The following is a 21,537-nucleotide window of genomic DNA, read 5'->3' on the forward strand; positions in this document are numbered from 1 at the left end:
GCACCATGCGATTGGCGATATGCGGTGCCGTCATGGCGGCGCTCTTGGTGACGGCCGGTCCGGCCGTGGCCGATGATCCCGCTCCCTCCTACAGCTACCTCGCCGGTTTGCAGGCCGAGCTGGCCGAGCCCGGACATCCACCGCCGGGCGCCGACGACCGGTCCTGTCGCCCGAGCGCGGCGCACCCGAATCCCGTTGTGCTGCTGCATGGTTTGTCCAACGACACCATCAGCTGGCAGACGCTGTCGCCGGTCCTGGCGCAGGACGGCTACTGCGTTTTCACCATGACCTACGGGACCGGCCCGCTGGGCCCGATCGGTGGGATCGCTCGTGTGCAGGACAGTGCCGCACAAATCGCCGGGTTCATCGACGGGGTGATCGCCATTACCGGAGCGAACAAGGTCGACGTGGTGAGCCATTCGATCGGCGGCGTGGTCGCGTTCTATTACCTGGACAGACTCGGCGGCGCCTCGAAGATCGGCCGCTTCGTCGCCCTGGCCGCACCCTTGCACGGCTCCACGATCAGCGGCCTCGCCGCCCTGCAACCGCTGGCAGAATCCACCGGCAGCGGCATGGCGGCGGTGCAGCAGTGCGGACCGTGTCAGCTCTCGCCGGGTTCACCGTTTGTGCGGGACCTCGGCGCCGACGCCGGTGTCGCGCCCGAGACGGCGTTCACCACGATCGTCACCCGGTACGACGAGATCTCCACCCCGTACACCACGGGCCTGCTCGACGGTCCCAACGTGCACAACATCGTGCTACAGGACCTGTGCCCCACCGATCTCACCGAGCACAACGAGCTCCCGTCCGATCCGGTGGCGGTGCACGAGGTGCTCGATGCCCTCGACCCCGACCACGCCACCCCGCCACCGTGCACGCTGGTCCTGCCCATCCTCGGACCTCCGCGATGAGCCGTTCGCCGCGAGCGCTTTTCGCGGCCAGACTGGCGGAACTGTGGCATGCGGCAGGCAATCCCACACTGCAGAGAGTCGCGGCCGCCTCCGAGGCGCGGATGCGGGCCACCCGGGCAGCCGGTCACGGCCGCAGCCCCTCGGTTCCGCGCATCAGCGACTGGCGGGCCGGGCGCAATGTGCCCTCCCGGTTCGAATCGTTCGAACCGGTGCTGGTGACGTTGGTTCGACTGGCCGAAGCGGCATCGGGTCCGGTCCCGTTCATCCTGTCGAACCGATCGGCCTGGCAGCGGTTATGGAAGGCCGCGAGCGCAGAACCGGCGCGTCCCACGGTGACCACCGCCCTTCGACGCGATATCGGCATGCTGATCGGACGCGATGCCGAGGTGCGCCAGCTTCTCGAGACGGCAGGGCCGGGACGGGTGGTGTCCATCCACACCGTCGACGGCATGCCCGGCGTCGGCAAAACCGCTCTGGTCACCCGTGTGGCGCATCTGCTGTCGGATCGTTTTCCCGATGGCCGGTTCTTCGTCGAACTGAACACCCACACCCCCGGGCAGGCTCCCGCCGATCCCGCCGATGTGCTTGCCACGCTGCTCATCGACCTCGGAATCGCACCGGGCCAGATACCCGACTCGCTCGAGGCGCGTCGTGACCTGTGGCGAGACCGCCTCTCCGACAAGCGGGTACTGGTGGTGCTCGACGACGCCCGCGACCACGCCCAGATCGAACCACTGCTCCCGACCGGACCGCGGTGTCTCACCCTGATCACCAGTCGTCGCCGCTTCATCGCTCTCGACAATGCCCTGCCGCTGGCGCTGGACACCCTCTCCCCCGACGGCGCCGCCGACTTGTTTCACCGCTTGGCGCAACGTGATCCGGGCGGCGACAACACGGCCGCGGTCACCGAGATCGTCCGGTTGTGCGGGTACCTGCCGTTGGCGATAGTGCTGCTGGCCGGGCGGCTACGGCACCACCCCGCCTGGACCCTCACCGACCTGGCCGCGGAATTCGCGACCGCGCAGGATCTGCTGGGCGAACTCGATACCGGCGACCGTGCGGTTCGTGCCGCTTTCACCGCCTCGTACGACAGTCTTCCACCCGCCCGGCAACGGTTGTTCCGCCGATTGGGAGTGCACCCCGGCCCCGACCTCGATGCCTACGCTGTCGCCGCGCTGAACGACATCGGACTCACCACGGCACGACACGAACTCGAAGCCCTCTACACCGACCACCTCATCGACGAGACCACACCCGGCCGCTACCGCTTGCACGACCTACTGCGTGAATACGCGCGCAGTCTTGCCGCCACCGACCCCTCCGGCGAACGCGCCGATGCCCTGGACCGACTCCATTCCTACTACTGCCACACGGCGGCTGTCGCCGGTCGATACCTCGGGCGTCTCACTCGCCCCGGCGCCCAGGAGAATGTCCGACCGTCTCCCGCACCGGATCTCCCGGCCAGAGACCTTCGAGATGTGGCGGAGGCGTTGGCGTGGATGCGCATGGAACGAGCCAACTTCCTGGCCTTCCTCGACCATGCGGCATCCCGCCACCAGCAGTCGCGGGCGATAGCACTGATCGAATCGCTGGCAAGCCTGCTCGCCTGGGACGGGCCGTGGCCCCGCGCTGCCGAGCTCCACCGGCAGGCCATCGCTCTGGCCCAACGGATCGATGATCGACTCGCGGAGGCCAACTCTCGCGTCGACCTCGGCACCGTATGCCAACGAACCGGCAACCACCACGATGCCGCCCCGGCGCTCCAGCAGGCTTTCACGATCTACCGCCGACTCGGCAACCGCCTCGGACAAGCGAACGCCCTCAACGGCCTCGGTTCGCTGCACTACCGGACCGCGAACTATCGGGACGCCACGAATCTGTTGCAGCGGGCCCTGACCATCCACCGCGACCTCGGCGATCGAGTGGGCCAAGCGACCAGCCTCGCCGTTCTCGGCATGGTGCACTGGCGAAGTGGCGACCTTCCGCGCGCCATCGATCTGCTGCGCCAAGCGCTGGCCCTGTCCCGCGATCTCGGCAACCATCACGAACTCTACGTTCTGCTCAACCTGGGAATGGCGCTCGTGGACGGTGGCGACCCCCCGGCCGCCATCGACGTGGCACAGCACGTGTTGACCGTGGCCCGTGACCTTGGCAATCGCCTCACCGAAGGTCTGGCGCTCGGCATCCTCGGGTTGGCGCACCAACGCGGCGGCGACCTCGCGACCGCCGTCGAACTGGCGCGACAGGCCGTGACGCTGTTGCACGATGCCGGGGACCCCGCCGTAGAGGCGGAGGCACTCAATCGTTTCGGTGTGCTGCTCGCGGAGACCCGCCAATACGAGAAGGCGTTGGCACAGTTCACAACCGGGTTGCAGCTGGCGCGTCGGATCCACAGTCCGCTGGAGGAGGCCCGCGCGTTGGAGGGCCTGGGCCGTAGTCGGGCGAGTCTCGGTGATACCGCTACCGCGATCACCGAACTGCGGAACGCCATCGCGATCTACCAACACATCGGGGCAGCCGAAACCGAATCCGCGGCAGCGTATCTCACCACCCTGCAACAAGACACCGACAACGGCTGATCGGCACAGTCGTCGTGCGTTCGGACCAGTCGTTTTCCTCCGGACCGGATTCTCCGGAGACGGCTTCCGAACTGCCGCTTTGTCGCACAGACGACAGATTCGTTCTAGCCGCACGCCTCGGCCGCGGTGATGATGGGCGACGCATCGGCAGGTCGCATGCGCAACGGCGCGCCGACGGCCTGGGAGCTGGTGTGAGAAGCGCCGCGGGCGTGAGGGGGACCTGCGGCGCTTCCGAACCAGCGGCTCACGGCGCGTCGAGAACGCCCGAGACGGCTACGGTATCGGTCGTGATCGAGGGAAGGCTCCGATGGGGCATCGTCGTGTGCGTCGTGGTGGCTTCCGGGATATTCCTTGTGGTGCGCCCCTATTCCGGTGTCGACGGATCGGCTGCGCGGTCGTCGGATTGCGCCGGGCGAGTGTGCGATGGAGGCGATCCGCCGCCGTCGGCCGATCCCCCCACGACGGTGCTGCACGTTCGGCAATTCTCGCGGGTGATCACGCTGACCGACGCGGGAGGCGGGGCGACCGCGGCGATCGATAACGGACAGCCCGGTGACAGCGTGTGGCTCGAGCGGCCGGAATCGGATCGGCTCGGTGTGGTCGCGGTCGCGCCCACCGCGACGTCGGCGCGCACACGGTTCTACACCTACGCCGGTGGCGCGTTGCGTGCGTGCGGGAAAGCCGGTGACAGGGACCAGATTCGGTGCACACGTTGGACCCGGCCGCACGACCCGGCCCCGGACCGTCGGCTGCGGGCGGTGGAGCGGCTGCTGGATCGCTACGACCACACCACCGGTCTGTGGGACAACGATGTCAGCACCTGGCAGAGCGCCAACGCGTTGATCGCGGTGATCGATTACATGGCACGCACCGGTGATCGGCAGTACCTCGGCTATCTCGACGAAACCTACAGACACGGAACGGTCGCGCGGACAGGCGTTCCCAGAGACACCGGCTACAACGACGACGAACTGTGGTGGGCTTGGGCGTGGTTGCGGGCCTTCGACCTCACCGCCGAGCAACGCTACCTCGACGCCGCGCGCACCATCGCCGACCGCGTCGGCGACCAGCGAGCCCCATCCTGCGACGGCGGACTGGCGTGGGCGCGAGTCGGAACCGACCCGCAACACCGTCCCTGGACCCAGATCAACACGATCACCAACGCGCTGTACCTGACGGTCACCGCGCAGCTGAGCACGCGCGTCGAACCACAAAGCCGCCCTTCGTATCTCGCACGCGCGCAACGGACTCGGCAATGGTTCACCCGGCACGCCGGTCACGCGCTGCTCGACCGATCCGGAATGGTCGACGACCATCTCGACCAGAACGGCGACACCTGCGTACTCGCCGACCCCGACTCGCGATGGACCTACGACCAGGGCGTCATGATCAGCGGACTCGTCGCGCTGTACCGGGCCACCGCGAACACCGATCTCCTCGGCGAGGCCGACGCGATTGCCGCCGCGACCACTGGCACCGGCTCCCCCTTCCTTCGAGACGGAGTGCTCTGGGAATACGCCGCCACCGAGTGCCCCGGCCCCGACTGTCACGACGCGGAAACCTTCAAGGGCGTGTTCGTCCGCTCCTACCGAGAACTCCTCGACACCGGCCGCTCCACCGCCGCCACACGCGATTTCCTCACCCGCCAAGCGAATACGCTCAGCGGCGACGCCGACGACTACGGATTCCGTTGGCAGGCACCGCCCCAGGCCGACGACCACCCGAACTTCGCCACCCAAACAGCGGCGATCGACGCGCTCAATGCCGCAGCATCCTGAACCGACGGCAGACACGGCCCCGTCGGCCCGCTTGCCTACGACGGGCGGTCGAGGACGATCGCCGAGGCGCGGGCGCGGACCTCCTCGCGGGTGCGGCCGGGGTGGTCGGCGGCGAGGAATTGGTTGCCGATGGCCAGGCAGAACGCGAGCAGGCTGCGGGCCTCGATTTCCTCGGGGTCGGAGCAGAAGGTGCCGATCGTCTCGCGCGCCAGGTCCATGCGCTGGTTGTCGACCCGGCGCAGGCGAGCGGCGACCGCCTCGTCGTGGCGGGCCCAGTTGCGGATGGCGAGGTCGACTCCCAGCAGGCGATCGCTGGACAGGGTCAGTCGACCGGCCAGGACGATTCGGTCGCGCGGGTCGTCCTCACGTTGCACCACCTCGAGCACCTCCTCGACGCTTTCGTGCTCCCAGGTGTCGAGCATCGCGGTCAGCAGTGCGTCGCGGTCGGCGAAGTAGCCGTAGAACCCGCCCTTGGTCACACCGAGCGCCTTGGCCAGCACCTCGACCCGGACCGCCTCCACACCGCTGGCGGCCAGCGTCCGTAGGCCCTGCTCGATCCACGCCTCGCGCGGCGTGCGAGGCACACCCATGACGTGACTCCTTTCACGTTCCCACCATCTATACGCCACCGTATAACAGGACCTAACCTTCATCTTATACGGTGCCGTATATCAGAGACGGACCTCCCCTGTGCCGCACTGAAACCCGCGAGAAACAACGACCACCCTCATCGAAAGGTATTGCGCGATGCCGGTTCTCAATGTCCATACTCGCCTGCTGCCCGTCCCCGCCGACCGAGTGGGCGAGTTGGTCGAAACCTTCGGCAGCGCCGAGGACAGGATCTGGCCGGGGCCACCGTTCCCGCCCGCCCACCTGCACGGGCCGCTCGCCATCGGCACGGTCGGTGGGCACGGCGGAGGCAGCTATACGGTCGTCGGCTACCAACCCGAACGGTGGCTGCGCTTCGAATTCGCCCCCGGCGCCCTGACCGGCTTCCACGAATTCACCATCCGGCCCATCGATGACGGCACCACCGAGCTGCGGCACACCACGGTCATCCGCCTGACCGGAGCAGGCCGGGCGATCTGGCCCGCGATGATGCGATGGCTGCACGACGACTGCGTGGAGTCGCTGCTGGACCGCGCCGAGCTCGAGCTCACCGGCTCGATTCGCAAACCGCACCGCATCCGCCGCTACAACCTGTGGCTGATGCGCCTCGGCGTCATGCGCGAGAGCCCGGCAAGTCCGGCGCTGTCGAGCCGTCGGTTATAAGAAGGAGCGCGGGCCGCGTGGCGGTTGCCAACCGAGCATGTATACGTATAGTTATGGGTATACAGATCAGGTGGGAGGGGTTCGGTTGTCTCGCATAGGCCACGCACCATGGAGCGCGCCCGCATTGCAGCTCGGGCGGCATTATTCGCTCGATGGTCGCAAGTTGTTCCTGTGCCGATCGGGTAGCGGCGGTCCGTCGGTGGTGTTCGTGCCGGGCGCCGGTGGGGTGGGCTTGGACTGGTGGGGGGTGCAGCGGCGGGTGGCACGGTGGACCACCTCGGTGGTGTACGACCGCGGCGGCACCGGTTGGAGCGATCGGCTCGAACTCCCCCGCCCGGCAACCGATATCGCGATCGAACTGCGTGATCTGTTGCGCAAGGCCGAGATTCCCGGACCGTATGTGCTGGTCGCGCATTCGCTCGGGGGTGCCTACGCCCGCCGCTTCGGACAGTTGTTTCCCCACGATGTGGCGGCCCTGCTCGCACTCGACGTGATCACAGAAGAGTGGGACCGCCACATGCCCGACACCCTGAAGCTGCGACCGCAACCGATGCCCGGCGCCACGCAACTGCGGCTGCTGAGCCTGTCGGCGCGACTGTTCTACCGAAAGATGTTCTCCGACTGGCCCGACCCACCCCGCACAATGCTCGTCGCCGCACACGCGAGCATGGAATGGAACCTGATCGCCGCGGCCGAGCGCAGCAATCAGGACGCCGTGATCGACGAAATCCGCAGCGGCGGACCCTTTCCCGACGTCCCGATGATCACCGTCGCGGCCCTCGGCGTAGACCTCGGCATGCGCCTCTACTACAGGAACTCCGCAACCCTGCGCCAACTCACCGAGGCCAAACAACGCCTCTACACCACCATGGCCGACTCCACACCCCAGGGCGAATACCGCTCCGTGCCCAACGCCAGCCACAGCACCATCCACATCGACGCGGCCGACGATGTCGCCCAGGCCATCCGCGACCTCCTCGACCGGGCCGTCGGCTGAGGCCACGGCAGATCAGTGAGCCGACGGTGAAGAATCTCGAAGAGTCGGCCCACCGAACCACCGGCGCAGGGCGATCGACAGGGCGGACATATCCGGGTTCTCGTCGGCGGCCCACGCGACGTACCCGTCGGGCCGGACGAGCAGCGCGGACCACGCCACCTGCTGCGCGGGTTTGATCGACACCACCCGTACCCGATCTGCCCAGCCATCGACCGCCTCCCGCACCGTCGCGTTATCGGCCAGATCCATCAGCAGCGCACGTCCGTCCGCGCAATGGTCGCCAACGCGTGTGCCGTCGGCCAACTCGATGTCCGGGGCGGGCGCTCCGACCAACTCGTGGTCCCCGGACTCGTACCGGTGCAGTGCACCGGACAGCTTGGTCAGCACATAGGTCGCGCCGTCGGGCGTGGAGATGAGGTCGCTGAGCACGTTGCGCAGTGCCAGGCTGCGCGCATCGGTTCGCATGGCGGCGACTTGTGCGCGCGTCCACTCCAACACCCACTGGCCGATCGGATGCCGCTCGGCGGTGTAGGTGTCGAGCAAATCCGCTGGCGCCGTACCCTTCACAACGGCGGCGAGTTTCCAACCCAGGTTCACCGCGTCACCGATGCCGAGATTCTGCCCTTGTCCGCCCAATGGCGAATGCACGTGTGCCGCATCGCCGGCCAGCAGCACCCGACCCAGTCGATACGTGTTCGCCTGTCGCGTGTGGTCGGTGAAGCGAGTAGCCGAGTGGATCGCGGTGACTTCGACGTCGACACCTGCCACCTTCCGTAACGTCGCCTCCAATTCCGCTGGCGTGATGGGTGCTTCACGATCTTCCGGTGGACCATCGAACTCGACGGTGACCACCCGCCCCGGGTACGGCCCATGCAGATAGACGCCGCCGTCGGTGCGATTCCACCCCGCTCGCAGTTTCTCGTGACCGATCATGTCGACAACGAACTGGCGCGCCGTGACTTCCGGGTCCACACCGGGGAATTCGAACCCGGCGAGCTTGCGCACGACACTGCGTCCACCGTCGGCGCCCACCAGCCATTCGCCTCGAACCGTGCGCCCGTCGCCCAATTCGACTGTGACACCGTCACCGTCGGCGGTGAATCCGGCGACTTCGGCGCCGCGCAGCACCGTGACGCCGAGGTCGGCCGCACGCTCGTTCAGCAGCGCCTCGATCTCCTGCTGCGACACCAGGATTACGCCCGCCGCCGGTCCGGCATGCGTGAACATCGGACCGGTGAAATCAATCAGACTGGTGTCGAGCACAATACCCGCGAAGTGGGCTCCGACCGGACCGCCGCCAGCGTTCTCGATTCCCTTGGACGCCAAGAACTTCCGCGTCCGCTCCACTGCGGCGTCGTGGCGCTCCTGCAGTTGCGGCAACATGCCACGCCGCTGAAAGGCCTGAGCCGTAGCCAAGTTCACGTACCCGGCTTTCATCGTCGGGTCGATACTCGTGAGCCGCTCGATCACCAGCACGTCGACGCCGGACAACCTCAGCTCGCACGCCAACATCAGGCCCACTGGGCCGCCTCCGGCAATCACCACGGAGTAGTCGGCGGCCCGGCTCTCGCGACCACCTACGGCCTGATCCGATGGAGCCAAAAGGAATTCCTCTCAATCGTTGGTTGCGCTGGCCAAGGCCGACGCGAACAGCGTTTCCACCCTGGCGCGCTAAAGCAGTCGATGACTGCGTTAGAGGAGTGTAAGGGCGCTGCCTCGTAAACGCAAGCGTCGACTGCGTTAAGGTGTGTGGCGTGAACGAGCGACAGCCACTCCGACGGCCCGGCGGGCGCGCCGCCCGCGTCGGCGCGGCGGTCCACCGGGCCGTCACCGACCTGATCAGCGAACGCGGCTACGGCAACTTCACCGTCGGCGAGGTCGCGGCCCGCGCGGGCGTAGCCGACAGCAGCATCTACCGCCGGTGGGGCAATCTGGAAAGCCTGCTCACCGAGGTGGCGCTCGCCCGCCTCAACGCGGTGTCACCGATGCCCGACACCGGGAGCCTGGACGGCGACCTGCGCACTTACGCGGCCCAAGTGGCCCGCGAAATCACCGGACCCGACGGCCCGGCGGTGCTACACCTGGCCGTCGCCCTGTCGAGCAACGGCCAGCAGGGCCTGCGGGCCGCTCACAACCTCCGCACCGAACGCATGCGGCAACTACAGTCCATGCTCGATCGCGCCCACGACCGCGGCGAGCACGCGCCCGACGCGTTCGACGTGCTGGATCACATCCTGGCCCCGATGTACATCCGCGTCTTATTCGACATGGGCCCGCTCACCGCGGACTACATCGACAGGCTCGTCGACCGACTGCTGTGATCCCCGACATCGGACCCGAGGGAAACGACCGGTGGTAGCCCGGCATTGTCGGTGGCCGTGTTTATGCTGGCTGGGCATGGTCGACGGTTCCACCACACCGGGATTGTCCAGCGCTGTGGGCTGGGTGTGTGTACGGGAAGGGAAAGTCGGTGGCGCAGCTGGTTGATGGCGTGATCGCACGGTCGAGGCAGGCGGCGGTCGAGGTGGTGCGGATTCAGGTTCCGGATCCGGGCCCGCGCGAGGTGGTGGTCCGGATACAGGCGTGCGGGGTGTGCGAGACGGATCAGAATTACCGGGACGGCAGGGTTGGTGATGGTTTCCCGTTTCTGCTCGGCCATGAAGCCGCAGGTGTGGTGGAGCAGGTTGGGGATGAGGTGGGCGAGGTGGCGGTGGGGGATTTCGTCATTCTGAATTGGCGGGCGGTGTGTGGAATCTGTCGCGCCTGTCGCAGAGGTAAACCCTGGAACTGTCTGTCGCCGCTGACCGCCGACCAGCCCATGACCCTCACCGACGGCACCCCGCTCACTCCGGTACTCGGGGTCGGGGGCTTTGCCGAGAAAACCCTCGTCCACGCGAGACAGTGCACCAAGGTCGATCCGGCGGTCCCGCCGACCGCGGCCGCGCCGCTCGGGTGCGGAATTGCCACCGGTATCGGCGCCGCCCTGAATACCGGCGGGGTCGAACGGGGTGACAGTGTCGCGGTTTTCGGTTGTGACGGCATCGGTAGTGCCGCGATCGCCGGAGCACGGCTGGCCGGGGCCGATCCCATCGTCGCCATCGACGATGTCCCGCGAAACCTGGAGTGGGCCAGCGGTTTCGGCGCTACCCACACCATCGATACCAGCGTCGCCGACCCGGTGCCACGGATTCTCGAACTGACCGGCGGGCTCGGCGCGGACGTTGTCATCGACACGACCGCCCGGCTCGAGACCTGGAAACAGGCGCTGCGCGCACGCGGCCCGGCGGGAACGCTCGTCATGCTCGGCCTACCCGCCCCCGACGAGCAGGTGGACATTCCCCTGCACGAGCTACGCGTGCGCGGCGGCTCGATCAGGTCCTCCTGGTACGGCGACACCCTCCCCGCACGCGACTTCCCCGCCCTGATCGGATTCCACCGGCAGGGCCTGCTCGACCTGGATGCCTTTGTCACCGAGACAATCTCATTGAGCGAGGTAGAACAGGCCCTGTCGAAGTCACGCCGACGTGAGGTGCTGCGCTCGGTCATCCGACTGTAATCCCTTTTGTCAGAGAATTATTCGCTGAGAATCCGCTCGATCTGATCGAGCGTCTTCGCCGAGTGGATACGTTCGCCGTCCTCGTTGTCCAGCAAGATCCAGCTGACCGATGAATGGGCCTCGCACACAAGGTGATAACCAGCCTGCGCCGCCCGCTCGGTCAGCCCCCGCACCCGTGTGACCCGAAAAATGTCGTCCATCGCGAATTCTCGCCTCCTGTTGCTATGACATCCAAGCGAACCGGCGGCCCTTGGCAGCCTCCACCGCCCGCCCACGCGCGGTGATCTGCCACCGCGCCCGGTTGTAGGTCGGCACGACCAGACCACGCCCCTGAAGCCGGAGAATGGCCCCCCGCGTAGTCCGCATGGTCTGACGAGCCTGCGCGGCAAGCTGGTCACACGTGAGCAGCCCACCGGGCGCAAGAATCTTCAGCACAGCCATCTCGGCCGCCGAGCCGACCGAGTCCGGACACAACTTCCTCGCGCGCGTTCGACTGGATGGATCGCCTTGGACGGTCACGGATACCCTCCAAATTCATTGCGTACATGGATGTTTGGGTTCGCTATGCGTCCAGTACACACCTATCGGGAACAAGATGGAACGTTCCATGCCCTTTCAGTACAAACTAGGATTGTTCGAAGTTGGAACAGCACATCTACTTAGGCTAAAGAAGGTGTCGCATGGCAGGTTCGACGCTTCCTCGTAGACTTCTGGCGAAAACCCTTGTACGCCTTAGAGAGTCGGCCAAGATGAGCCAAACTCAGGCAGCTCGTGAGGCCGGTGTCGGCAGACAGACCCTGTGGAGCTGGGAGACCGGGCAAGGCGCCAAGCCTCCCGCGAAGCTCTCACTGTTGGGGTTGTGCAAGCTCTACAAGGCACCCCCCGAGATGGTTCAGGTGGTGCTCGCCCTTGCCAACGACGCGGGCGACGCTGGGTGGTGGCAGAAGTTCGGCGAGGCGTTCTCGGAGGACTTCGACATGTACCTCGGACTGGAGGACTCGGCCTGTGTCGTAATGACGTACCAGGTAGTCCTACCGCCAGGTCTGTTGCAGACTCCGGCCTACAGAACCGCGATGCTGCGGGTGGCCAAACCCGGGATCAGCGATGAAGATATGGTGCGGGCAATCGAACTGGCAACAAAGAGACAGAAGCGACTGGAGGACGACCCGGGCGGCTTCAGGCTTCGGGTTCTGCTGTCGGAAGCCGTCCTACACCAGCAGGTTGGTGGCGTCGAAGTCATGGCCGAGCAACTGACCCACCTCGCAAACATCAGCAGGCTCGAGAACGTATCCATCCGCGTCGTTCCGCAGGAGGCTGGTGAGCATCTCGGCCTGCTGATAGGCCCGTTCGTACTGCTGGAATTCCCCGCACAAAAATTGGAGTGGATGAACGAGCCCCCAATGGTTTACGTCGAACGGCCCACGGGCGATCTGTACCTCGGCGGGGAGGGTGAGATCACCAAGTATCGTGAAGCGTATGAGGCCATCGAAGCGGTGGCGCTGAGCGAGGACGAGTCGTATCGGCGCATCCTCCAAATCGCGAAGGAGCTAGTCCGTGATCGACCTGAGCGAAGCCCAGTGGTTCAAGTCGACGAAGAGCCCGACCAAGGACGCCTGCGTTGAAGCGGCGCACTTGGGGGGCGGCCATGTTGGCGTGCGCGACTCGAAGGACCCGACCGGCCCCGCGCTCGTCTTCACCCCCGGTGAGTGGGATGCCTTCACCGCAGGCGTGAAAGACGGCGAGTTCGACCGGCCGTAACAACCGCCAGGGCACCGGGAGCACTCAATCCGCCGGTACCGGAGGGAGTTCCGCCGGTGTCGGTGGCCAGGTGTCGGGCTTGACATTGGCGGGCTTCAACGAAGGGTCTGTGTCCCACAGGAAGTGCAGCCCCACCCACGCCTTCGGGTAGTCGAATCGGACCTCGTCCGCCGCGAAAGCTGTGCGGCGGAAGGAGATTTCGCCGAAGAAGTCGCCGTCGGAGAAGTCGGCCAGGCGGCCCGCGAGGACGGCGTCGTCGAAGGAGACGGTGCCGTGGTAGTCGGCGCTGGTGAAATCGGTGCGGTCGGTGGGGCTGTGCCGCCAGCGGGCGCGGGCGCCCAGGTGTGCGTCGTCGAAGCCGACGCGACCCGCGTAGAAGTGCGCGGACGCGAAACTGATTCGGGCGCCGTCGAATACGGTGCCGTCGAAGCGCACCCGGCCGCCGTCGAAGGTGGCGCCCTCGAACGTGGTCGACTCGGCGCTGAAATGGGCGCGGCTGAACACGGTCTGGTCGCCGGCGAAGGTGGCGTCGATGAATCGGGTGCGCGGCCCAGCGAACCGGGCGCCCTCGAACGTGGTCGGCCCCGAGAACATCGAATGCACGAAACTCGTTCCGGTGCGGCCCAGATCGGACGGATCGTCGATATGGTCGGGCACGAAGCGCGCATTGCGGAACGACACCGCGACCCGGAACTTCGCGCCGTGGAAGGTGGTGTGCTTGCCGCGGAACTGCGCCTGCTCGAAGTTCGTCATCCGGGTGCCGGTGAACACCGCCCCGCGAAAGTGCGTGTGCCGCCCCGCGAACACCACGTACCGGAAGTCGACATCCTCGAGCACGGCGTCGTCGAAGTTGAAATTGTATGTCGACCACGAGGTTTCGACGCCCGGACGGATGTGCGCGACGATCACCGCGACGATGGTGCGGCGCACCTCGCTGTCGTTCTGCCGGACCCGGTAGATCCGCTCCACCCGGGCCTCGGGCCGTAACTCGGTCTCGGCGCGGGTGGCCAGGTGGCTGGCCCCCTCGGCGGGATCGAACGGCATGCGTAAATACCCGCACAGCACATCGATGCACTGCTGCCGCCGCCCGCGGGCGCTGAATTCGTCTGCGACACCGGCCATGGCGTACACCCCGGCGATGCGCACCGCCACGTCGGAGTCACCCAGCTGCTTGGCCGCCGCCCCGAACAGTTCGGCGAAGCGCCCGCGCTCGTTGTCGCGCTGCCGCCGGTAGGCCACCACCAGGGCGACCGCGCCGCCCACCCCGGCCGTCACCGACAGCGAGATCTTGGTCAGGTCCACCTGATTGGGCGTCTCGGTCTCGGCGCCGAACAGAAAATACAACAGCCACCAGGTGAGCCCGGCGATCAACAGGCCGCCGACCACCGCGGATACCACCGACAGCAACAGCGCCGACCGCTGCATCCGACGGTGTATCCGTTCCACGAACCGCCCCCGCCGCCGCATAGCCGCATAGTAACCGGAAAACGCCGCTCGGTGCGGAATGAGCGGCGATTCCGTTACATCACAATATGTTTCAGCGCACGGAGGTGGTGGTCACGGTTCGGTTGCCCCGCAACCCGATCGCCGCCGCGCCGAGGCAGGCCAGCGCGACCGCCACCACGAACCACGGGAACACCCGGCCCATCCCCCAGGTGGTCGCCGCCCAGCCCGCGACCACGGTCGGCAGCGCCATCGCCGAGTAGGCGAGCAGGTAGTAGGCCGACATGGTCTCGCCCCGCTTGTGTTGCGGCACAACGTTGGCCAGGTGCCGCAGCGAGCCGCCGAAGCCGAGCCCGAAGGTGCCGCCGAGCAGCACCCCGGCCAGCAGCACGACCACCCAGTTGTGGCTGGCCAACGCCGGAATCGTGAGCAGCAGCGCGATCGCCATGCCGGTGTCGCCGCCGATCGCCGCCCACCGGGCCGGGATTCGGGTGGCGAGCAGCTGCACGGTCGCCCCGGCGGTCGCGGTGGAGGCGACGACCGCGCCGCCGAAGACCAGGTTGTGCACGCCGGTGCGCTCGGTCGCCAGCGAGGGATACAGCGACAGCAGCACGCCCAGCACCGACCAGGCCGCCATCACGCCCAGCGCCGCGAACCAGAAGTCGGACCGGATCTCCTGCGGCACGGCGGGTTTCGCGATCCGGATCGGGCCCGCGACGCGCGCGGTGTGGGTCTCCTCCATGAGCACCACCCCGGCCGCGATCAGCAGGCACAGCACCGTGATCACCACGTAGGGGGTGCGCAGCGGATGCGGCACGTACTGCGCCAGCACCGCCGAGCCCAGAATGGCCACGGCCATACCGACATTGAACGCGACGCCGCTGAGCTGTCCGGACCGGGCACCGTGTTGCGGCCGCAGATCCAGCAGCGCCGCCGCCCCGGCGACCACCGTGGCGCCGACCGCGATGCCGTGCAGCGCCCGCGCCAGCAGCAGCATCGCCACATTGTCGGCGAGCAGGAACACCACCAGGCCGATCACCATGGTGACGAACGCGCCCAGCAGCACCGGCTTGCGCCCGACGACATCGGAGATCTTGCCCGACACCAGCACGGCCGCGAGCGCGGCGACGGCGTACACGGCGAACACGATCGTGGTGGTCAGCGGCGAGAAATGCCACTGCTTCTGGTAGAGGCCGTACAGCGGTGCGGGGGCTCCGGACACTCCCAGCGCCACCCCGCTGGCGGCCAGGATCAGCGCGTACGCCCAGGGTTGAGCCGTCCGCTGGGCGGGGGCGGTTGCCACGATCGCTGCCATCACTCTCTCCGTCAGGTAAGTTCGATTCTGATCGAACTCAACAACCGTAGCCCTCGGTACGATTCCCATCGAACCGGTAGTGAGGAAGATCATCATGCACACGAAAGCGACCGTGGAGGCCCATCCGGTCGGCACCGTGCAGGCGGTACTCGGTGCCCTCCAGGATCCCGTGCGGTTGGAAATGGTGCGCCGCCTCGGCAATGCGCGCGCGGCGGTGCGATGCAGCCTGCTCTACGACGGCATCAACAAATCCACCGCCACCCACCACTTCAAGATTCTGCGCGAGGCGGGTGTCACCGAGCGCATCGTCGAGGACGGTCAGACCTACGCCCGGCTGCGCACCGACGAGCTGGACTCCGCGCTCCCCGGCCTCATCGACGCGGTCATCGCCGCCGCCAACAGCGCCCGAGCGACCGGCTGAACTCGTGACCACTCGACCATCGGAGCGGAAGTGGTCGGCGGTGAGATGATGCGTGCCCCACCAGGTCCCGGCGGCGAGCAGCAGCGCGACGGGGAGCAGCACCGCGAGGATTCGGCGCAGTTCGTAGTCGGCGCGGGCGATGATCGCCACGACCAGCACCTCGAGCACCAGGGTGCCCGCCACCAGCCCCACGACGGCGACGTAGACCCACATCGCGGCGGGTTGGTGCGACCAGGGCGCGAGGGCGGCGGCGGGAATGCCGACGAGCAGGGCGAACGCCAGCACGGTAATGGTGCCCAGCCCCGCGTAGTCGAAGCTGTTGCCGCGGTCCTCCTCGCCGTCGGCGCGGCGCAACCAGGCGCAGAACAGCAGGAAATGGCCGAGGGCCGCGCCCGCGACGCCGAACAGCAGCAGCACGTAGCCACCGCGCGGCGCGGCGATCGTGTCGGAGTACAGCAGCGCGGTGCCGATATCGACGATCAGACCGGCGAGGATCAGAATCGGCAGGGCCAGTAGGGCTTCGGGGCGGCTCAGCAGGCGACGCCGCAGATACTGCCGCGGCAGCTGCCGTCGCAGCCTGCGGAACACGCCGATCCACGCGAGCGGGATCACCCAGAACGACAGCCTGCCGACCACGTGTAATCCCCCGTGCCCCAACCACTCCGACGCGAGCACCAGCACCAGCACGTAGGCCCACACCCACCCGGCCAGCCGCAGCAGCGCCCGCCACGTGATGATCGACAGCAGCCGACGCGCCTCGGCGTGCCCGGGATTCGCGCCCAGCAGCCCGCGCAGAATGCCGACCGCCCGGGCCCGCGTCGGCGACAGCGGCTGCTCGAATTCGGTGCGCGCCTCGAGGGCAAGCAGATCGGCGTGTACGGGGTCGAGCTCGAGCCCCGCCGCGATGTGCCGCCGCGCGGCCGCGTCGTCGCGCAGCAGCAGATACACCCGCGCCGCCGACAGCTGCGCCCCCGCCGACCACGGGGACCGCTCGATCGCCCGCACCACCAGATCCCGCGCCTGTTCGGCATCGGCCTCGGTGCGCTCCGGCGACCGCGCCAGCAGCCCCGCCACGGTCAACTGCACGCTGGTGTCGTGCGGGGCCTGCGCAACGGCCGTGCGCGCGTGCCGCATCGACGCCTCGGTCCGCCCCCGCACCTCGAAGGCCAGCGCCGCCGTCAAATGCGCATCGGTCCGTCCCGGATCGGCGGCCAGCGCCGCCCCCGCCACCCGCACCGCCTCATCGATCCGCCCCAACCGATAGGCGATATCGGCCATCCGCTCCAGCAGCGCCGGATCCTCCGGCGCGACAACCAGCGCCTCCCCCACAATCCGCCGAGCCTCCTCGACCCGCCCCAGCTCCCGAGCCGCATCCGCCCGCGCCAGCACCCGCTCGACCTCGATCACATCTCCCCCGCCCCACAACTCCAACGCACCCCACGACCCTACGGCCCCGTCATCCCCACCGCCCCCGCCATTCCCACCGACACCCGTGATTCCGGCATGCTTTTGGCCGGAATCTACTGGTAAGCAGCAGGTTACGGATGGATCCCGGCCAAAAGCACGCCGGGATCATAGAGTTGACGCGAGACACCGGGATGACAACGTTGACGCGAGACGCCGGAATGACAACGTTGACACGAGACGCCGGAATGACAACATTGACACGAGACGCCGGAATGACAACATTGACACGAGACGCCGGAATGACAACATTGACACGAGACGCCGGAATGACAACGTTGACACGAGACGCCGGAATGACAGGGCGAGTACCGGTCCCGGCGCGCCTCCGGCCCAATGGTTCCGGCGTGTTTTTGGCCGGAACCATTGGGGTGCCGGGATTCTCGTCAGTTCACCAGGCGGCGGACCGCCGAGGGGAGGTCGCGGGTGCGGCGGTAGGGGCCCGCTACCGAGGCGGCGAAGGGGCGGGACAGGAGGGTTCGGGCTACGGCCGAGACCTCGTCGGTGGTTACCGCGTCGATGCGGGCCAGCGTTTCGGAGACGCTGCGGTGGTTGCCGTAGCTGAGCTCGCTGCGGCCGATGCGGTTCATGCGGGAGCCCGAGTCCTCCAGGCCCAGAACGAGTCCGCCGCGCAGCGAGCCCTTGGCGCGGGCGCATTCGGCGTCGGAGATGCCGTCGGTGGCCACCTCCTCGAGCACCTCGCGCGCGAGAGTCGCCACCTGCCCGAGGTTTTCGGGCTGGCAACCCAGATACACCGAGAACGCGCCGGTGTCGGCGAAGGTGTCCACGCTGGAGTACACCGAGTAGGCCAGCCCGCGCTCCTCCCGGATCCGTTGGAACAGGCGCGAACTCAGCCCGCCGCCGAGCAAGGTGTTGAGCACCGACAGCGGCCAGCGCTTGGCGCCGTCGTGCCGCCCGAAGGCCCGCACGCCGAACACCAGGTGCGCCTGTTCGCTGTCGCGATGGATCCAGTGCAGCTGCGGGGGCGTCCGGGTGCGGAAGTGGCCCTCCCGCCGCGGCGCCGGCTCCCGGGTGGGATCGAGCCGCCCGGCGAAGGCCCGCCGCACCAGTTCCACCGTGTGCTCGTGCTCCACGTTGCCCGCCACCGCGACCACCATCCGCTCCGGGCGGTAGCGGCGCTGATGGAAGCCGCGCAACTGGGCGGCGGTCATCGACTCGATGGACTCCACCGTGCCGATCACCGGCCGCCCGACCGGATGGTCGCCGAACAGCGCCGTGAGGAACACATCACCGACCATGTCCTCCGGATCGTCGTCGCGCATCGAGATCTCCTCGAGCACGACCTGACGCTCCACGCCGACGTCCTCGGCGCGGCACAGCCCGTTGAGCACCACGTCCGACACCAGTTCCACCGCGAGCGGTAGGTCCTCGTCCAGCACATGGGCGTAGTAGCAGGTCTGCTCCTTGGCGGTGAAGGCGTTGAGCTCGCCGCCGACGGCATCGACCGCCTGCGCGATCTCCAGCGCCGATCGCGTCGGAGTCGCCTTGAACAGCAGATGTTCCAGAAAGTGCGCGGCGCCGGCGACGGTGGGGCTCTCATCGCGCGAGCCCACACCGACCCACACGCCGATCGATGCCGATCGGACGCCGGGCACGTGTTCGGAGACCACCCGCAGCCCGCCGGGCAGCACGGATCTCCGCACACCACTGTCCGCGATCGGAGCATCCGTCGCGGACAGTCGGAGAGAAGAACCCCCTTGCTCGGTGCCGAGCAAGGGGGCCACAGACTTCTTCTTCGTCACACCGAAATGTTTACTCGGCACCGGCCTCGGCCGCAGCAGTGTCGCTTGCGGTCTCGGACTCGTCGTCGACCGGCACCAGCGAGATCTTGCCGCGGTTGTCGATATCGGCGATCTCCACGCGCAGCTTGTCACCGACGTTCACCACGTCCTCGACCTTGCCCACGCGCTTGCCGTTGCCCAGCTTGGAGATGTGCACCAGGCCGTCGCGGCCCGGCAGCAGCGAGACGAACGCGCCGAAGGCGGTGGTCTTGACGACCGTGCCGAGGAAGCGCTCGCCGACCTTCGGCAGCTGCGGGTTGGCGATGGCGTTGATCGCATCGATCGCGGCCTGCGCCGACGGGCCGTCGGTCGCGCCGACGAACACGGTGCCGTCGTCCTCGATGGAGATGTTGGCGCCGGTGTCCTCGGTGATCTGGTTGATGACCTTGCCCTTGGGCCCGATCACCTCGCCGATCTTGTCGACCGGGATCTTGATCGCGGTGACGCGCGGCGCGTAGGGGCTCATCTCGTCCGGGTCGGCGATGGCCTCGGCCATCACGTCCAGGATGGTCAGACGGGCGTCGCGCGCCTGGTTCAGCGCACCGGCCAGCACCTTCGACGGAATGCCGTCGAGCTTGGTGTCCAGTTGCAGCGCGGTGACGAAATCGCGGGTGCCGGCGCACTTGAAGTCCATGTCGCCGAAGGCATCCTCGGCGCCGAGGATGTCGGTCAGCGCGACGTAGCGGATCTCCTCCTCGCCCCGGTCGTTGGTGACCGCATCGGACACCAGGCCCATGGCGATACCGGCCACCGGCGCCTTCAGCGGCACACCGGCGTTCAGCAGCGACAGGGTCGACGCGCACACCGAACCCATCGAGGTGGAACCGTTGGAGCCCAACGCCTCCGACACCTGGCGGATGGCGTACGGGAACTCGTCCTGGCTCGGCAGCACCGGGATCAGGGCGCGCTCGGCGAGGGCGCCGTGGCCGATCTCGCGCCGCTTCGGCGAACCGACGCGGCCGGTCTCACCGGTGGAGAACGGCGGGAAGTTGTAGTGGTGCATGTAGCGCTTGGAGGTCTCCGGGCCGAGCGAGTCGACCTGCTGCGCCATCTTCACCATGTCGAGGGTGGTGACGCCCAGGATCTGGGTCTCGCCGCGCTCGAACAGCGCCGAGCCGTGCGCCCGCGGGACCACGGCCACCTCGGCGGACAGGGCGCGGATATCGGCCAGCCCGCGGCCGTCGATGCGGAAGCCGTCGGACAGGATGCGCTGGCGCACAAGCTTCTTGGTGACCGAGCGGAACGCCGCGCCGATCTCCTTCTCGCGGCCCGCGAAATCCTCGGCGAGGCTGGACAGCACCTCCAGCTTGATCTCGTCGATCTTCTCCTCGCGCTCCTGCTTGCCCGCAATGGACAGCGCCTCGGCCAGCGGCCGCTTCGCGGTGCCCTCGACGGCGACGTACACGTCCTGCTCGTAGGGCGGGAAGACCGGGAACTCCTCGGTCGGCTTGGAGGCCAGACCGGCCAGGTCCGCCTGGGCGCGGCAGAGCCGGGCGATGAACGGCTTGGCGGCCTCGAGGCCCTCGGCCACAACGGTTTCCGTCGGCGCCTGCGCGCCGCCCTCGACCAGCGCGATGACCTTCTCGGTGGCCTCGGCCTCGACCATCATGATGGCGACGTCGCCGGATTCCACCACGCGCCCGGCCACGACCATGTCGAACACGGCGTCTTCCAGCTGCTCGGTGGTCGGGAACGCCACCCACTGGCCCTCGATCAGCGCCACCCGCACGCCGCCGACCGGGCCGGAGAACGGCAGGCCCGCGAGCTGGGTGGACGCCGAGGCCGCGTTGATGGCGACCACGTCGTAGAGATCCTTGGGATCCAGGCTCATGACCGTCACGACGACCTGGATCTCGTTGCGCAGGCCGTCGACGAACGACGGGCGCAGCGGGCGGTCGATCAGGCGGCAGGTCAGGATCGCGTCGGTGGAGGGGCGGCCCTCACGACGGAAGAACGAGCCGGGGATGCGGCCCGCAGCGTACATGCGCTCCTCGACGTCGACCGTCAGCGGGAAGAAGTCGAACTGATCCTTGGGGTGCTTGCCGGCGGTGGTGGCCGACAGCAGCATGGTCTCGTCGTCCAGGTAGGCGACGACCGAACCGGCGGCCTGCTTGGCCAGGCGACCGGTCTCGAAACGCACCGTGCGGGTGCCGTACTTGCCGTTGTCGATCAGGGCGACCGATTCGAACACGCCGGGTTCGACCTCGACGGCGGAGCTGGTCACGGTATCGGACATTTTCT

17 protein-coding genes and 1 pseudogene are annotated in these 21,537 nt (G+C 67.7%); 10 read left to right on the forward strand and 8 right to left on the reverse strand.

Annotated features, from left to right (window positions below; all coding sequences use genetic code 11):
• Window positions 1-32 precede the first annotated feature (32 nt).
• The 3 genes from HPY32_RS41955 (at window position 33) to HPY32_RS45440 (ending at window position 5,268) form a co-directional block, all read left to right on the forward strand.
• Entirely contained in the window at window positions 33-911 is an 879-nt protein-coding gene (locus HPY32_RS41955) for an esterase/lipase family protein (RefSeq protein ID WP_231951601.1), read from the forward strand.
• Window positions 908-3,490, forward strand: a complete 2,583-nt coding sequence (locus HPY32_RS41960; RefSeq protein WP_082871256.1) for an ATP-binding protein — start codon at window positions 908-910, stop codon at window positions 3,488-3,490. The genes HPY32_RS41955 and HPY32_RS41960 overlap by 4 nt, the downstream gene beginning before the upstream one ends.
• A 287-nt stretch (window positions 3,491-3,777) precedes the next feature.
• Window positions 3,778-5,268: a glycoside hydrolase family 76 protein gene (locus tag HPY32_RS45440; protein ID WP_067586634.1), complete on the forward strand. Its 1,491-nt coding sequence runs from the start codon at window positions 3,778-3,780 to the stop codon at window positions 5,266-5,268.
• Between the two features lie 35 nt (window positions 5,269-5,303).
• Here HPY32_RS45440 and HPY32_RS41970 read toward each other — a convergent pair whose 3' ends face one another.
• The gene (locus tag HPY32_RS41970) at window positions 5,304-5,858 is read right to left on the reverse strand and encodes a TetR/AcrR family transcriptional regulator (protein ID WP_067586630.1); all 555 of its coding nucleotides are present in this window, start codon (window positions 5,856-5,858) and stop codon (window positions 5,304-5,306) included.
• A gap of 157 nt (window positions 5,859-6,015) precedes the next feature.
• On the opposite strand from HPY32_RS41970, the gene HPY32_RS41975 reads away from it, so the two are divergent.
• Entirely contained in the window at window positions 6,016-6,540 is a 525-nt protein-coding gene (locus HPY32_RS41975; RefSeq protein WP_067586628.1) for a hypothetical protein, read from the forward strand.
• 85 nt (window positions 6,541-6,625) lie between these two features.
• On the forward strand, window positions 6,626-7,537 hold the full coding sequence (locus HPY32_RS41980; protein WP_171983299.1) for an alpha/beta fold hydrolase: 912 nt from the start codon (window positions 6,626-6,628) through the stop codon (window positions 7,535-7,537).
• Between the two features lie 12 nt (window positions 7,538-7,549).
• Here HPY32_RS41980 and HPY32_RS41985 read toward each other — a convergent pair whose 3' ends face one another.
• Window positions 7,550-9,028, reverse strand: a complete 1,479-nt coding sequence (locus tag HPY32_RS41985) for an FAD-dependent monooxygenase (RefSeq protein ID WP_231951600.1) — start codon at window positions 9,026-9,028, stop codon at window positions 7,550-7,552.
• 263 nt (window positions 9,029-9,291) lie between these two features.
• Here HPY32_RS41985 and HPY32_RS41990 point away from each other — a divergent pair, with 263 nt between their 5' ends.
• Both HPY32_RS41990 and HPY32_RS41995 read left to right on the forward strand, forming a co-directional pair.
• A complete protein-coding gene (locus tag HPY32_RS41990) occupies window positions 9,292-9,858 on the forward strand; it encodes a TetR/AcrR family transcriptional regulator (protein WP_067586622.1) in 567 nt (188 codons plus the stop codon).
• A 149-nt stretch (window positions 9,859-10,007) separates the two neighbouring features.
• The gene (locus HPY32_RS41995; RefSeq protein ID WP_067595574.1) at window positions 10,008-11,093 is read left to right on the forward strand and encodes an S-(hydroxymethyl)mycothiol dehydrogenase; all 1,086 of its coding nucleotides are present in this window, start codon (window positions 10,008-10,010) and stop codon (window positions 11,091-11,093) included.
• Window positions 11,094-11,110: 17 nt separating this feature from the next.
• On the opposite strand, the gene HPY32_RS42000 is transcribed toward HPY32_RS41995, so the two are convergent.
• Window positions 11,111-11,293 (reverse strand): hypothetical protein, encoded by a 183-nt coding sequence (locus tag HPY32_RS42000; protein ID WP_067586619.1) that lies wholly within the window; start codon window positions 11,291-11,293, stop codon window positions 11,111-11,113.
• Between the two features lie 480 nt (window positions 11,294-11,773).
• Here HPY32_RS42000 and HPY32_RS42005 point away from each other — a divergent pair, with 480 nt between their 5' ends.
• Together HPY32_RS42005 and HPY32_RS42010 are read left to right on the forward strand one after the other, a co-directional pair.
• Window positions 11,774-12,715: a helix-turn-helix domain-containing protein gene (locus HPY32_RS42005; protein ID WP_082871253.1), complete on the forward strand. Its 942-nt coding sequence runs from the start codon at window positions 11,774-11,776 to the stop codon at window positions 12,713-12,715.
• Window positions 12,648-12,851 carry a DUF397 domain-containing protein gene (locus tag HPY32_RS42010; protein WP_067586613.1) on the forward strand — a complete coding sequence of 68 codons (204 nt, stop codon included), beginning with the start codon at window positions 12,648-12,650 and terminating at the stop codon, window positions 12,849-12,851. Before HPY32_RS42005 ends, HPY32_RS42010 begins: the two co-directional genes overlap by 68 nt.
• 24 nt (window positions 12,852-12,875) lie before the next feature.
• On the opposite strand, the gene HPY32_RS42015 is transcribed toward HPY32_RS42010, so the two are convergent.
• Together HPY32_RS42015 and HPY32_RS42020 are read right to left on the reverse strand one after the other, a co-directional pair.
• Entirely contained in the window at window positions 12,876-14,276 is a 1,401-nt protein-coding gene (locus tag HPY32_RS42015) for a pentapeptide repeat-containing protein (RefSeq protein WP_171983300.1), read from the reverse strand.
• Window positions 14,277-14,388: 112 nt separating this feature from the next.
• Window positions 14,389-15,609: an MFS transporter gene (locus HPY32_RS42020; protein ID WP_067586607.1), complete on the reverse strand. Its 1,221-nt coding sequence runs from the start codon at window positions 15,607-15,609 to the stop codon at window positions 14,389-14,391.
• 94 nt (window positions 15,610-15,703) lie between these two features.
• Here HPY32_RS42020 and HPY32_RS42025 point away from each other — a divergent pair, with 94 nt between their 5' ends.
• The gene (locus HPY32_RS42025) at window positions 15,704-16,030 is read left to right on the forward strand and encodes an ArsR/SmtB family transcription factor (RefSeq protein WP_082871810.1); all 327 of its coding nucleotides are present in this window, start codon (window positions 15,704-15,706) and stop codon (window positions 16,028-16,030) included.
• 1,104 nt (window positions 16,031-17,134) lie between these two features.
• Here HPY32_RS42025 and HPY32_RS46725 read toward each other — a convergent pair.
• The 3 genes and pseudogenes from HPY32_RS46725 to HPY32_RS42035 form a co-directional block, all read right to left on the reverse strand.
• Window positions 17,135-17,437, reverse strand: a pseudogene (locus HPY32_RS46725) (tetratricopeptide repeat protein); the annotation flags it as partial.
• A gap of 443 nt (window positions 17,438-17,880) precedes the next feature.
• Entirely contained in the window at window positions 17,881-19,194 is a 1,314-nt protein-coding gene (locus tag HPY32_RS42030) for a M16 family metallopeptidase (protein WP_067595570.1), read from the reverse strand.
• Window positions 19,195-19,267: 73 nt separating this feature from the next.
• Window positions 19,268-21,532 (reverse strand): polyribonucleotide nucleotidyltransferase, encoded by a 2,265-nt coding sequence (locus HPY32_RS42035; RefSeq protein WP_067586601.1) that lies wholly within the window; start codon window positions 21,530-21,532, stop codon window positions 19,268-19,270.
• Between the last annotated feature and the right edge of the window lie 5 nt (window positions 21,533-21,537).

This window comes from Nocardia terpenica (genome assembly GCF_013186535.1).
Taxonomy (GTDB): domain Bacteria; phylum Actinomycetota; class Actinomycetes; order Mycobacteriales; family Mycobacteriaceae; genus Nocardia; species Nocardia terpenica.